Annotated in this window: 9 protein-coding genes and 1 pseudogene; 2 read left to right on the forward strand and 8 right to left on the reverse strand. The window is 70.5% G+C overall.

Features of this window, described 5'->3' with window-relative positions:
• A pseudogene (locus QMX80_RS07195) lies at nt 1–232 on the reverse strand (hypothetical protein); the annotation flags it as partial.
• A gap of 278 nt (nt 233–510) precedes the next feature.
• Between QMX80_RS07195 and ggt the strand changes: the two are divergent.
• Nucleotides 511–2,247: a gamma-glutamyltransferase gene (gene ggt, locus QMX80_RS07200; protein WP_282276159.1), complete on the forward strand. Its 1,737-nt coding sequence runs from the start codon at nt 511–513 to the stop codon at nt 2,245–2,247.
• A gap of 444 nt (nt 2,248–2,691) precedes the next feature.
• On the opposite strand, the gene gltS is transcribed toward ggt, so the two are convergent.
• The 6 genes from gltS to QMX80_RS07230 form a co-directional block, all read right to left on the reverse strand.
• Nucleotides 2,692–3,903, reverse strand: a complete 1,212-nt coding sequence (gene gltS / locus QMX80_RS07205) for a sodium/glutamate symporter (protein ID WP_057505091.1) — start codon at nt 3,901–3,903, stop codon at nt 2,692–2,694.
• Nucleotides 3,904–4,357: 454 nt separating this feature from the next.
• Entirely contained in the window at nt 4,358–4,753 is a 396-nt protein-coding gene (locus tag QMX80_RS07210) for a RidA family protein (protein WP_055772130.1), read from the reverse strand.
• Between the two features lie 185 nt (nt 4,754–4,938).
• Nucleotides 4,939–6,363 (reverse strand): D-aminoacylase, encoded by a 1,425-nt coding sequence (locus tag QMX80_RS07215; RefSeq protein WP_282276163.1) that lies wholly within the window; start codon nt 6,361–6,363, stop codon nt 4,939–4,941.
• 3 nt (nt 6,364–6,366) lie between these two features.
• Nucleotides 6,367–7,230: a MurR/RpiR family transcriptional regulator gene (locus QMX80_RS07220; RefSeq protein ID WP_055772126.1), complete on the reverse strand. Its 864-nt coding sequence runs from the start codon at nt 7,228–7,230 to the stop codon at nt 6,367–6,369.
• Nucleotides 7,231–7,246: 16 nt separating this feature from the next.
• Nucleotides 7,247–8,602, reverse strand: coding sequence for a gluconate:H+ symporter (locus QMX80_RS07225; protein ID WP_057505094.1), 1,356 nt, complete (start codon nt 8,600–8,602; stop codon nt 7,247–7,249).
• A gap of 24 nt (nt 8,603–8,626) precedes the next feature.
• Nucleotides 8,627–9,892 (reverse strand): amino acid deaminase, encoded by a 1,266-nt coding sequence (locus tag QMX80_RS07230; protein ID WP_282276167.1) that lies wholly within the window; start codon nt 9,890–9,892, stop codon nt 8,627–8,629.
• Between the two features lie 208 nt (nt 9,893–10,100).
• Here QMX80_RS07230 and QMX80_RS07235 point away from each other — a divergent pair, with 208 nt between their 5' ends.
• Nucleotides 10,101–12,392 carry an NADP-dependent malic enzyme gene (locus QMX80_RS07235; RefSeq protein WP_055772119.1) on the forward strand — a complete coding sequence of 764 codons (2,292 nt, stop codon included), beginning with the start codon at nt 10,101–10,103 and terminating at the stop codon, nt 12,390–12,392.
• Nucleotides 12,393–12,489: 97 nt separating this feature from the next.
• On the opposite strand, the gene QMX80_RS07240 is transcribed toward QMX80_RS07235, so the two are convergent.
• On the reverse strand, nt 12,490–13,209 hold the full coding sequence (locus QMX80_RS07240; protein ID WP_282276168.1) for a LuxR family transcriptional regulator: 720 nt from the start codon (nt 13,207–13,209) through the stop codon (nt 12,490–12,492).
• Nucleotides 13,210–13,302: the final 93 nt, after the last annotated feature.

Here is a 13,302-nt window from a genome sequence, read left to right on the forward strand (position 1 = left end):
CTGCGGCGCCGGCCCGTGCGGCCAGCGGAGGCGCGGCGACGACGATGGCCGGCGAGGCCTTGCCGGCCGAGACCGCTGCCGCCGCCGGCGCGCGCGCATCCGGCGCGGTGCCGCAGCCGGCCAGCGCGAGCGACAGGCACAGCAGCACGAAGCCGGCAGCGCGGCGCCCGCGCGCCGGAATGGCGGGCGCACCGACCGTGGGGGAGGGCGTGTAGCGGACGGGCTTCGGCATGGCCGGCAGATTACCGCCGGCCGTGGCGGAGCAGGGATCACAATCGCGGTGCAGGTGTTAACCCGCAGCTATGGAATGCCGTGGTCTTGCCCCCGGCGCGCGGCCGCGGAGCGGCGCTTCCATGCGCGCGAGCTATACCGTGGGCCATGAAATATGGGCGACAGTCGCGCCATCGCCGGCCATGCTTCCAGATGGGCCAGTGCGGCCGTCGCCATCGGCACCGTCGCGGGCGGACGACGGCCGGCATTGCGCCCGCAAACCGCAAACCGGAGAAAGGCATGACCCTGCGAACCCTCGTTTCCCTCCCGGGCCGTGGCATGGCGCTGCTGCTGTGCGCGCTGCTGGCGCTGGCGCCGCCGGCCGGCGCGCGCGAACTGCTCAACTACCAGGCGATCCAGAAACCCGACCACGGCGACCGCGGCATGGTGGTCAGCCAGAACCAGCGCGCCAGCGAGATCGGCGCGCAGGTGCTGCGCGACGGCGGCAACGCGGTGGACGCGGCGGTGGCCACCGCCTTCGCGCTGGCGGTGCTGCTGCCGCGCGCGGGCAACATCGGCGGCGACGGCTACATGCTGCTGCACCTGGCCGGCGAGAACCGCAGCGTCGCCATCGACTACCGCTCGATGGCGCCGGCGGCGGCCACGCTGGAGCGCTTCATCGGCGCCGACGGCCGCATCGACGGCGAGACCGCCGGCTGGAAGGCCGCCGGCGTGCCCGGCACCGTGGCCGGGCTGGCGCTGGCGCATCGCCAGCACGGGCGCCTGCCGTGGGCGCGTCTGCTGCAGCCGGCGATCGAACTGGCCGACAAGGGCGTGGTGCTCAGCCGCGACGAAGCCTTCGCCCTGGACTGGGGCCGCCAGCGGCTGGCGCGCAGCCCGGCCGGCGCCGGCGTGTTCCTGCACGCCGACGGCAGCGCGCTGCGCGCGGGCGAACGCCTGCGCCAGGCCGACCTGGCGTGGTCGCTGCGGCTGATCGCGCGCGACGGCGAGGACGCGTTCTACCGCGGGCCGATCGCGCAGCGGCTGGTGGCGGCGATGCAGCGCCATGGCGGCCTGATCGGCAGCGAGGACCTGGCCGGCTACCGCGCCATCGAACGCGAGCCGCTGCGCAGCACCTACCGCGGCCGCGAGGTGGTGACCATGCCGCCGTCCAGCGGCGGCGGCGCCAGCGTGCTGGAAATGCTCAACCTGCTCGAACACGAGGACCTGGCCGCGCAGGGCCCCGGCTCGGCGGCGGCGCTGCACGCCATGGCCGAGGCGATCAAGCTGGCCTGGGCCGACCGCGCGCGCCATGCCGGCGACCCGGCCTTCGTCTCCGCGCCGGTACGCGGGCTGGTATCCAAGGCCTATGCCGACGCGCGCTGGAAGCTGTTCTCGCCCGACCGCGCGCTCGACGCCACCACGCTGGCGGCGGGCGATCCCATGCCTTACGAAAGTCCGCAGACCACGCATTTCTCGGTGGTCGACGCCGACGGCAACGCGGTCAGCAACACCTTCACCCTGGGCTCGGACTTCGGCGCCGGGGTGATGGCCGAAGGCACCGGCTTCCTGCTCGGCAACCTGATCGGCAACTTCTCGCTGCGCGCGCAGCTGGCCGCGCGTGCGGAGCCGGGGCGGGTGGTCGCCAACGCGCTGCTGCCCGGGCGCCGGCCGGTATCGAGCATGTCGCCGACCATGGTGCTGCGCGACGGCAAGGTGTGGCTGGTCACCGGCAGCCCCGGCGGCAACACCATCCCCGGTACGGTGATGCAGACGATCGTGGACGTGGTCGATTTCGGCATGAACATCGCCGAGGCCACCCACCGGCCGCGCATCCACCAGGACATGGGCAGCGGCATGCTGCAGATCGAACCGGGCTTCAGCCCCGACACGCTGCGCCTGCTGCGCGGGCTGGGCCACCGCATCGAAAGCGACGAGACCATCGGCAGCACGCAGACGCTGATGGTGGGCGAGGATGGCGGCGCGCAGGGCGCTGCCGATCCGCGCCGGCCCGGCGCCGGTTCCGCCGCGCAGTGACCGCGCGCATGGCCTGAGCCTCGGAAAGCCCTTTTCTGCAGGGCAGGTACGGCAGGGCCCGCCTTGCGGGCCCTGGGCCGGAAGCGCCCCGCCACAGGCGGCAGGGACCGGGCGAAGGCGGGAACGGCCCGAGCGTCAGCCCGGTTCCGGACAGGGCGATGTCCCTGGCCGCGTCCCGGCCGGGGACGCGGCGATGCGTTCCGGCCGTGACTTCCGGCGGCGCACCGCGGTGTCCCTGCATCGGCCTCCCAGGCCCGTTCCGAAGCCGGTTTCCGCCTCCGGCACCCGCATGCGCTTCATCCCGCTGGTGGTCTTGCGACCGGCGGCGTGTTCCCGCAGGAAAAGCGGGCCGCGGGAGCAACGCTCCTGCGCACTCCCGGAAACAGCAGGGCCGCCATCGCGGCGGCCCTGCGCACAACTGCTCGAACGCTGCTCCCGGCCGCGTCAGTGCGGCCAGAAGTTGAGGAAGCCGGTGATGATCAGCGCGTTGACGAAGTCGATGAAGAACGCGCCCACCAGCGGCGCCACCAGGAACGCGCGCGGCGCCACGCCGTAGCGCTGCACCAGCCGGCGCATCACCGCCATGGCGTTGGCGGTGGTGCCGAGCATGAAACCGATGAAACCGCCGCCCATCACCGCCGCGTCGTAGTCGCGGCCCATCACGTAGTAGATCGGCACCGCGAACAGCGCCACCAGCGCCACCTGGATGACCAGGTTGACCACCAGCGGCAGGCCCATGCCGGCCAGTTCCCACAGCTTCAGGTCCATCAGCGCCACCGCCAGGAACAGCGCCAGGCAGATGTTGCCGATCAGGTCGGTGGTCGGCACCGACAGCCTGATCAGGCCGGTGTAGTCGTCGATGTTGCGCACCACCGCGCCCACCAGCATCGCGCCGATGTAGGACGGCAGGGTCAGGCCCAGGCCCGCGAAGCCCTGGCTGACCCAGGCGCCCAGCCACATCGCCATCAGCAGCACGACGATGCTCTTGAGCGCGTCGAATTCGCGCGCCGACTCGCTGGGGAAGTGAACGTGCACGCTCTCGTCGGCCTCGGCGGCGCCATCGGCCCTGGCGCCGTTGCCGGCCGGGCCGCTGATGCGGAAGCGGCGCATCAGCACGGTGATGGCCGGCCCGCCGACCACGCCGCCGCAGATGATGCCGGCCATCGCCGCGGTGATCGCCAGGGTCTCGGCGCCCTGCAGGCCGGCCTTCTCGAACAGCGGCGCGAAGGCCATGCCGGTGGCCGGGCCGCCGGTGAGGGTGGCCGAACCGGCGAGCACGCCGAACATCGGGTGCAGGTCGAACATCCACGCCACGCTGATGCCGACCAGGTTCTGCACCACCGCGAAGATGCTGGCCAGCAGCAGGAAGACCATCACCTGGCGGCCGCTGATGCGCAGCAGGCGCAGGCTGGCGTTGATGCCCAGCGTGGTGAAGAAGGCCACCATCAACGGCACCTTGAGGCTGGTGTCCAGTTCGAACAGGGTGGTGCCACGCGCGTGCGCGGCCCATACCAGCAGGGCCACCAGCAGGCCGCCGACGACCGGTTCGGGCAGGTTGTAACGGCGCAGCACCGGGATCGCGCGGCACAGCGCATAGCCGGCGAACAGGGTCAGGCCGCCGAAGGCGATCGTCTGTACGGCATCAAGTTGGATCATCTAATCAGTACCTCGTGCCCTGCCAATGCAGGTGTCGTGGGCGGGGGCGGCGGAGGGCCGGTACCGCCGGGGGGAGAACTGCCCGGGGAATGTGGCTCCGCGGCACGGGGGAGGGGACGGAGCCACGGGCAGTCCGGCGGGAGCCGGCCCGTCCGCATGACGGATGGCAGACGGTTCGATGCCCGACGGCGGGTTTTCCGCCAGTCGGGGCAGGTGGGATGGCTGCGGCCGGCGTGGGCGCAAGCAGGCAGGCATGGCGTGTCTCCATGGCGAGCGGGCCGGTCTGCCGCGCCGCAACACGATGCGTGGGGCGGGACGGCGGCATCCACCATAGCCATGGAACGGGGCGTGGCGCCAGTCGAAAAAGATCGCGGCGGCATAGCCGGCCGTTATGCGCGGCAGCCGCGGATGTCCCTGCCCGGCGGCGCCGGAGCAGGGATCGGCAGGCGTGGATTCAGCGCTGCGGGCGCTTCCAGGCGACGCAGTCCACTTCCACCTTGCAGTCCACGACCATGCGGTTCTCCACGCAGGCGCGCGCTGGCGGGTGTTCGCCGAAGTAATGCCTGAACACGGTGTTGAACGCGTAGAAATCGCGCGCGTCGTCCAGCCATACGCCGCATCGGACCACGTGTTCAGGGCCGTAGCCGGCCTCGGCGAGGATCGCCAGCACGTTGCCGATGGCCACGTGCGCCTGCTCGGTCACGGTGCCGCCGACCAGCTCGCCGTCGCGCATCGGCACCTGGCCGGAGACATGCAGCCAGCCGTCGGCCTCGACCGCGCGCGAAAACGGCATGTGCTGCCTGCCCTGGCCTACGCCGCCTTCGGCGCCGTAACGCTTGATGTCGCTCATGAGATTCTCCTGACTTGATTTGCAGTAACCAGAGCCTTCTCTCCGCGGGGGGGGGGGGCGAGGGTACGGGCGGAGCCTCGACCGTCCCTTCGGCGCACCGGCGCATCCCTGTGCAGCGCCTTCCGTGCGGCTTGGCCGAGCAACCCGGCGATCCTGCCGGTTTGCCGCCCGCAGGGAGAAGGGAATCAGTGGCCCGGCGCGATGAACCGCCCCGGCCGCGCGACCACTTCCGTGCCGTCGTAGGCCAGTTGCCCGTTGACCCACACCGCGTCGATGCCCTCGGCCGCGCGCACCGGATCGTGGAAGCTGGCGGTATCGCGCACGCGCGCCGGATCGAACAGCACCAGGTCGGCGCACCCGCCCACGCGGATGAGGCCGCGCGCGCCCAGCGCGAAGCGCGAGGCGGGCAGGCCGGTCATCTTGTGCACGGCGGTGTGCAGCGGGAACAGAGCTTCGTCGCGCGCGTAATGGCCGAGCACGCGCGGGAAGGTGCCCCACAGGCGTGGATGCGGGCGCGGATCGCGTGGCAGGCCGTCCGAACCGATCATGGTCAGCGGATGCGCCAGGATGCGGCGCACGTCGGCCTCGTCCATGCAGTGGTAGACCGCGCCGGCCGGCTGCAGGCGGACGGCGGCGGCCATCAGCGGGATGCCCCAGTCGGCGGCGATGTCGGCCAGCAGGCGCCCGCCCTGCGACGGCTCCGGTCCGGACCAGGTGATCAGGATGTCGTAGGCATCGGTGACCTGCTTCAGGTCCAGGGTGGAGGCGCTGGCGGCGTAGGGATAGCAGTCGCAGGCGACGTCCTGCCCGGCCGATGCGGCGTCGAGGCTGTGCAGCACTTCGCGGCTGCGGCCCCAGTTGTCGATGCCGGCGCACTTCAGGTGCGAGACGCGCACCGCGGCCCGCGGCGCGCGCGCCGCATCGAAGGCCTCCTCCATCGCCTCGAGGATGCCGCCGAATTCATCGCGCAGGTGCGTCGCGTACAACCCGCCGGGCGGCAGTTCCGCCGCCAGTTCCGCCACTTCGCTGGACGGCGCGTGGAACGCCGAGCCATAGGCCAGCCCGCTGCTCAGGCCCAGCGCGCCCTGCGCCAGGCTCGCGCGCAGCTGCACGCGCATGGCCGCGATCTCCGCGGCGGTGGCGGCGCGGTCCAGCCGGTCCATGTGGTTCTGGCGCAGCGCGGTATGGCCGACCAGCGCGGCCACGTTCACCGCCGGCCGCGCGGCTTCCACCGCCTGCCGGTAGCTGGCGAAATCGGCGAAGCGGAAATCGCCGGCTTCGCCGAGCAGGTTCATCGGGTCCGGCACTTCGTCGCGGATGCGTACCGGGCTGGCGCTGATGCCGCAGTTGCCGACGACCACCGTGGTCACGCCCTGCGACAGCTTGCTGGCCATGTCCGGGTTGCGCAGCACTTCCAGATCGTCATGGGTGTGCACGTCGATGAAGCCCGGCGCCAGCGCGCGGCCGCCGGCGTCGATCACCTGCCGCGCGCTGCCGGCCACTGCGCCGACCTCGACGATGCGGCCATCGCGCAGCGCCACGTCGCCGTGGCTGCCGGGCCGGTCGCCGCCGTCGAGCACCAGCGCATCGCGGATCAATACGTCGTGCATCGGTCAGTCGCCCAGCGGCAGGCGCGAGTCGCCACCGCGGTAGCGGTCCAGCGCCAGCTTGATGCGGCGCAGGTGCTCGTGGTTGTCGCCGGCGCCGTTGAGCGCGGTGGTGGTGGCGAGCACGTCGATGGCCAGCATCATCGCGTAGCGCGAGGCGGAGGGTTTGAACACGAAATCGGTTTCCTCGATGCTGATCGGCAGCAGCCAGTCGCTCAGCCCGGCCAGCGGCGTGCCGGCGCGGGTGATGGCGCCCACGCGCGCGCCATAGGTGCGGGCGATCTCCACCGCCGAGGTGACTTCCGGGGTGATGCCGCTGACCGAAAGCGCCAGCACCAGGTCCTGCGGGCCGAGGATGGCGGCGGTCATCTTCATCACCACCGCGTCGCTGCAGGCGGTGATCGGCAGGCCGAAGCGCATCAGGCGGTTCTGCAGTTCCTGCGAGAACACCGTCGAGCAGCCGCCGATGCCGAACACGTGGATGCGCCGCGCCTGGCAGACCGCGTCGGCCAGCTGCTGCACCACCTCTTCCTGCAGGTTGGCCAGGTTGTGGCGCAGGCAGGCCTGGATGTCGTCGCAGATCTGCGCGAACAGCGCCGACACCGGCGGCGCGTTCTGCTGTTCCAGGAAGCGCTTGCCGACCGCGCTTGCCGACGCCAGCCGCGCGCGCAGCTCGCGTACGTGCTCGCAGCCCAGGGTCTTGGCGAAGCGCGAGATCGCCGCGGCGCTGACCTCGGCGCGCTCGGCCAGCTCGGTCACCCCGTACTGGGCGGCGGCATCGACGTCGGCGAGGATGGTGTTGGCGATGCGGACCTCGACCGGGCTGAATTCGTGCAGCCGCTGGCGCAGTTCGTAGACGATGTCGAACATGGTGGGGATCTTCGGTTCAGAGCACGGCGGCGAGGGCCGCCACCAGCGCGAGCGCGGTGACGGAGATGAGGGTTTCCAGCACGGTCCAAGTCTTGAAGGTCTGGGCTACGGACATGTTGAAGTATTCCTTCACCAGCCAGAAGCCGCCGTCATTGACGTGCGACAGCACCACCGAGCCGGCGCCGGTGGCCAGCACCAGCAGTTCCGGGTGCGGGTAGCCCAGGGCGGCGGCGATGGGCGCGACGATGCCCGAGGCGGTGGTCATCGCCACCGTCGCCGAGCCGGTGGCGATGCGCATCAGCGCGGCCATGGTCCAGCCCATCAGCAGCGGCGACAGGTCGAACTGGCGGGACAGATCGATGATCTGGCTGGCCACGCCGGTATGCACGAGGATGCCGTTGAGGCCGCCGCCGGCGCCGACCAGCAGGGTGATGGCGGCGGTCGGTGCCAGGCATTCCTGCGAGAACTTCAGGATCTGCTCGCGGTTGAAACCGCGCAGCAGGCCCAGCGTGACGAAGCTCAGCAGCGTGGCCAGCAGCAGCGCGACGACCGAGTGGCCGATGAAGCGCAGGCCGTGGTTGAGCGGCGAGCCTGGCGCGGCGATCTGGTCGGCCCAGCCGCCCAGCAGCATCAGCGCCACCGGCAGCAGCAGGGTGGCGATGGTGATGCCGAAGCCGGGCAGCTGGTCGTCGGGGATGCGGCCGTGGCCCTCGTCGAGCAGCGCGGCCTCCATCGGGTTGCGCGCCGGCAGCTTCACCCGCGGCGCGACCACCCGGGCGAACAGCGGGCCGGCCAGCGCGGCGGTCGGCAGGCCCACCAGCAGCGCGTAGAACACGGTGCGGCCGACATCGGCGCCGTAGGCATGCACGGCCAGCATCGCCGCCGGGTGTGGCGGCACCAGCCCGTGCACCACCGACAGCCCGGCCACCATCGGCAGGCCGACCAGCAGCAGCGGCACGCCGGTGCGGCGGGCGACGTTGAGCGCGATCGGGACCAGCAGCACGAAACCGACCTCGAAGAAGATCGGCAGGCCGATGCAGAAGGCGATCAGCATCATCGCCCAGTGCACGTTCTTCGTACCGAAGCGCGCGATCAGCGTGCGCGCGATGCGCTCGGCGCCGCCGGACTCGGCCATCATCTTGCCGAGCATGGTGCCCAGCGCCACGATCAGCGCGATATGGCCCAGCGTCTTGCCCACGCCCTGTTCGTAGGCGGGCAGGATTTCCGGTGCCGGCATGCCGGCCAGCAGCGCCAGCCCGACCGAGACGACGGTGACGCTGATGAAGGGGTTGAGCCGGTAGCGGGCGATCAGCACGATCAGCGCGAGGATCGCCAGCACGGCGTAGATCAGCAGCAGGTGTCCATGGCTCATGCGTACCGGTCCGGGGCAGGCGGGTCAGAACTGCGTGGTGACGGCATCGACCACGATGTGGTCGTCGTCGACCACCAGCAGGTGGCGCCACTTGTCGAAGGTCAGGCACGGGTGCGAAATGTCGAAGCACAGCATGTCGCCCACGCGCAGGTCGTCGTCGGCGCGCACCTGCAGGAAGGCGTGCTGGTCCATCATCGCGGTGACCTGCCAGTGCGCGGCGGCATCGCCGGGCGCCGCATCGCCGGGCCGGTAGTGCAGCGCCGGCACCGGGAAGCCGGCATCGAAGGCGGCATCGCGCTTGCCGAGCCCGACGATGGCCTTGTCCGGCTCCGGCCGCGACTGCACGTAGGCCCAGAGCCGTAACGCGGGCTGCAGGCTTTGGCCCATCTGCCGGGCGACCGGATTGCTGGCATGGATGCGGGTGGCGGCCTGGCGGTAGGCGCCGACGTCATGGGTGAGGTAGCAGCCCGGGCGCAGCACGATCTCGGCCGCGGCGTCGCCGGACAAGGCGGCGAATTCCTCGGCGACCACGTCGAACCAGGCCGAGCCGGCGCCGGACAGCAGTGCCGGCATGCGGCCGAAGGCGCGGCCGTCGCGCAGGCGCTGGAAGGTTTCCACGCTGCGGCGCAGGACCGCGCGCACGCCGGCTTCATCGGCCACCACGCCCTCGTAGACTTCCACGCCGGCCAGCCGCAGCGCCTGCGGCCAGCACGCGACGGCTTCGACCACCGCCTGCGCCTGCGCGTCGTTGCGCACGCCGGTGCGGCCGCCGGCAACACCGATTTCCAGCAATACGTCCAGGCGCAGCCCGCGCGCGTCGAACCAGCGGCCCAGCGCATCGGCGTTGTCGGCCGAGTCCACCAGGCAGAACACCTCGGTATCGCCGGCGTCCAGCAGGTCGGCGACGATGGCCATGTTGGCCGGGCCGACCAGCTGGTTGGCGATCAGGATGCGGCGCGCGCCGGCCAGCCACGCCTCGCGTGCCTGCGGCGCGGTGGCCACGGTGATGCCCCAGGCACCGGCGTCGAGCTGCAGGCGGAACAGTTCCGGGCTCATCGTGGTCTTGCCGTGCGGCGCCAGCTGCACGCCATAGGCGGCGACGAAGCGGCGCATCCATTCCAGGTTGTGCAGCAGCGCCGAACGCAGCAGGACGGCGGCGGGCAGGCTCACCTGTTCGCGCAGGATGGACCAGCCCTGGTGGCCGGCGTCCGTCGGCAACGCACCGTCGCCGGCACCGAGGCCCTTGCCCCTGAGCGTGGCCGGTGCGTTGTGAAATAGTTTTTTATCCATGCCGGATTACTTTCATGTGGCCGCCGTTCTTCCCGCTGGAGAGGTGTCTATGTAGCAGATAACTGCTTCCATGAAAAATATTTTCGTATATTGTTGCGAAGCAGCATGGCGAATCGGGAGCGCTGTCCTGAATACAGTCCCCGATGAAACGGTCCATGTCGTCGTTGAGTCGCTAGAATCGGGCATTCAGCCACAGCAAGTCCCGTCGATGTCCAAAGAAGATTTCAAGCAGGCCGCCCTCGACTACCACCGCATGTCGCCGCCGGGGAAGATCCGGGTCGCCGCCACCAAGCCGATGCTCACCCAGCGCGACCTGTCGCTGGCGTACTCGCCGGGCGTGGCGTATGCCTGCGAAGCGATCGTGGCCGATCCGGCCGCGGCCAGCGAGCTGACCGCGCGCGGCAACCTGGTGGCGGTGATCTCCAACGGCACCGCGGTGCTGGGCCTGGGCAACATCGGTCCGCTGGCCGGCAAGCCGGTCATGGAAGGCAAGGGCGTGCTGTTCCAGAAGTTCGCCGGCATCGACGTGTTCGACATCGAGGTGGACGAGAACGACCCGGACAAGCTGGTCGACATCATCGCCTCGCTGGAGCCGACCTTCGGCGGCATCAACCTGGAGGACATCAAGGCACCGGAATGCTTCGTGGTCGAGCGCAAGCTGCGCGAGCGCATGAACATCCCGGTGTTCCACGACGACCAGCACGGCACCGCGATCATCGTCGGCGCGGCCATCCTCAACGCGCTGGACATCACCGGCAAGAAGATCGGCGAGGTCAAGGTCGCCACCACCGGCATGGGCGCGGCCGGCATTTCCTGCGTGAACATGCTGGTGGAACTCGGCGTCAGGCCGGAGAACGTGCTGGCCTTCGACCGCGACGGCGTGATCTACGCCGGGCGCGAGGGGCTGGACCCGGAGAAGGCGCGCTATGCGCGCGACACCGACAAGCGCACCCTGGCCGAGATCGTCGAGGGCGCGGACATCTTCCTGGGCCTGTCGGCCCCGGGCATCCTCACCGCCGAGATGGTCAAGACCATGGCGCCGGACCCGGTGATCTTCGCCCTGGCCAACCCGACCCCGGAGATCATGCCGGAGCTGGCGCGCGCCGCGCGCCCGGACGCGATCATCGGCACCGGCCGTTCGGACTACCCGAACCAGGTCAACAACGCGCTGTGCTTCCCCTACCTGTTCCGCGGCGCGCTGGACGTCGGCGCCACCGGCATCAACGAGGAGATGAAGGTCGCCTGCGTGCGCGCCATCGCCGCGCTCGCGCGCAAGGAGGCTTCCGATCTGGGCGCCGCCTATGGCGGTGAAACGCCGAGCTTCGGCCGCGACTACCTGATCCCGCGCCCGTTCGACCGCCGCCTGCTGGTGGAGCTGTCCTCGGCCGTGGCCCAGGCGGCGATGGATTCGGGCGTGGCGACGCGCCCGATCGCCGACATGGCGGCCTACCGGGAGAAGCTGGCGCAGTTCGTGTATCGCACCAGCCTGCTGATGAAGCCGGTGCACGACCAGGCGCGCACCGACAAGCAGCGCGTGGTCTATGCCGAAGGCGAAGAGGAAGTGGTGCTGCGCGCGGTGCAGAACGTGATCGACGAGGGCGTGGCCTTCCCGATCCTGATCGGCCGCCCGGACGTGATCGAGTCGCGCATCGAGCGCCTGGGACTGCGCATGAAGCCGGGCGTGGATTTCGAGATCACCAACATCAACGACGATCCGCGCTTCAACGACTACTGGCAGTACTACCACGGCCTGACCGGCCGCCGCGGCGTGACCGTGGCCGCGGCCAAGAACCTGCTGCGCTCGCGCCCGACCCTGATCGCCGCGGTGATGGTGGCGCGCGGCGAGGCCGACGCCATGCTCAGCGGCGTGGTCGGCCGCTTCCACAAGAAGCTCGGCTACGTGCGCAGCGTGATCCCGCTGGAGCCGCGGGTGAGTTCGACCTCGGCGATGACCGGCGTGATCAACTCGCAGGGCGTGTTCTTCTTCGTCGATACTCACGTGCAGGAAGACCCGAGCGTGGAGCAGATCGTGGAGTCCACGCTGCAGGCGGCCTACCGCATGAAGCTGTTCGGCATCGAGCCGAAGGTGGCGCTGCTGTCGCATTCCAATTTCGGCAGCCACGACTCCAAGGACGCGCTGAAGATGCGCCAGGTGCGCGAACAGCTGCTCAAGCGCAACCCGCGCCTGAACGTGGACGGCGAGATGCAGGGCGACACTGCCTGGGACGAGGCGCTGCGCGAGAAACTGCTGCCCAACAGCACGCTCAAGGGCCGCGCCAACCTGTTCGTGCTGCCCAACCTGGAAGCGGCCAACATCGCCTACAACCTGGTGCGCGTGTTCACCGACGGCGTGGCGATCGGCCCGATCCTGATGGGCACGTCCAAGCCGGTGCACATCCTTACCAGCAGCGCCAGCGCCCGCCGCATCCTCAACATGACCGCCATCGCCGCGGTCGATGCGCAGATCCGCAAGCAGATGGAAGCCGAACGCGGCGGCTGAGCGCCGCCCGCGGAGTGACCACGACCGGGCCGGCGGATGCCGGCCTTGTCGTATCCGCAGGTCGCCGCTGCGCCGCCTTGCCGGCCGGTGGCGCGGATCAGGCGAGGATGCCCAGCACCACCGCGCGTACCGCCGCGGCCGTGCGGTTGCCAACCTCGAGCTTGGCCATGGCGTTGTTCAGGTGGAAGTTGACCGTGCGCTCGGTGATGTTGAGGCGGGCGGCGATCTGGCGGTTGGTATGGCCTTCTGCGACCCAGCGCAGGATTTCGATCTCGCGCTCGCTCATGGCTTCGCGGGAGGTCGAGCGCCAGCGCGTGAGCATTTCCCGCGCCAGCCCGTGATGGGCGACCTGGCCCAGCCAGAGCAGCTGCGGCCACCGGGCCCGCAGTTCCTGCGCGTCCAGCCTTTCGCCGCCGCGGGTCACCGTCAGCATGCCGCGCACGCTGTTGGCCGCCAGCGCCGGCAGCGATACGCCGCAGGTGATGTCGTGCAGGCGCGCGTCCTCCCAGAACGCGGCGGCCGGATCGAGCGGATCGTCGGAGTTCGACCAGGCGAAGGGATCGAGCGATGCCGCGCCCTGGCGGACCGTGGGATCGACCTGCAGGTAGGCGTTGTCCTGGTAGCGCTTCTGCCAGACTTCCGGGTAATCGTTGAGCATCACGATCTCCGGCTGCGCCAGCGGCAGCGGCGCGCGCATGCCATAGGCGCAGTGTTCGAAGCCCAACGCGCGCACCAGCCCGGCGACCGTGCCGAACAGGTCGTCCTGCCCGCCGGGCGCCAGCAGCGCATTGAGTTGGTCTTCCCGCCACGCTTCCATTTCCGCCCTCGACGAAATCGTGATCCCGGTCCGGCGGTACTGTCAGCACTGACAGTTTCCAGCGCATGCGCAGGGCATCTAGATTGGGCAACC

It is taken from the genome of Stenotrophomonas sp. PS02297 (genome assembly GCF_029959705.1).
Lineage (GTDB): Bacteria > Pseudomonadota > Gammaproteobacteria > Xanthomonadales > Xanthomonadaceae > Stenotrophomonas > Stenotrophomonas nitritireducens.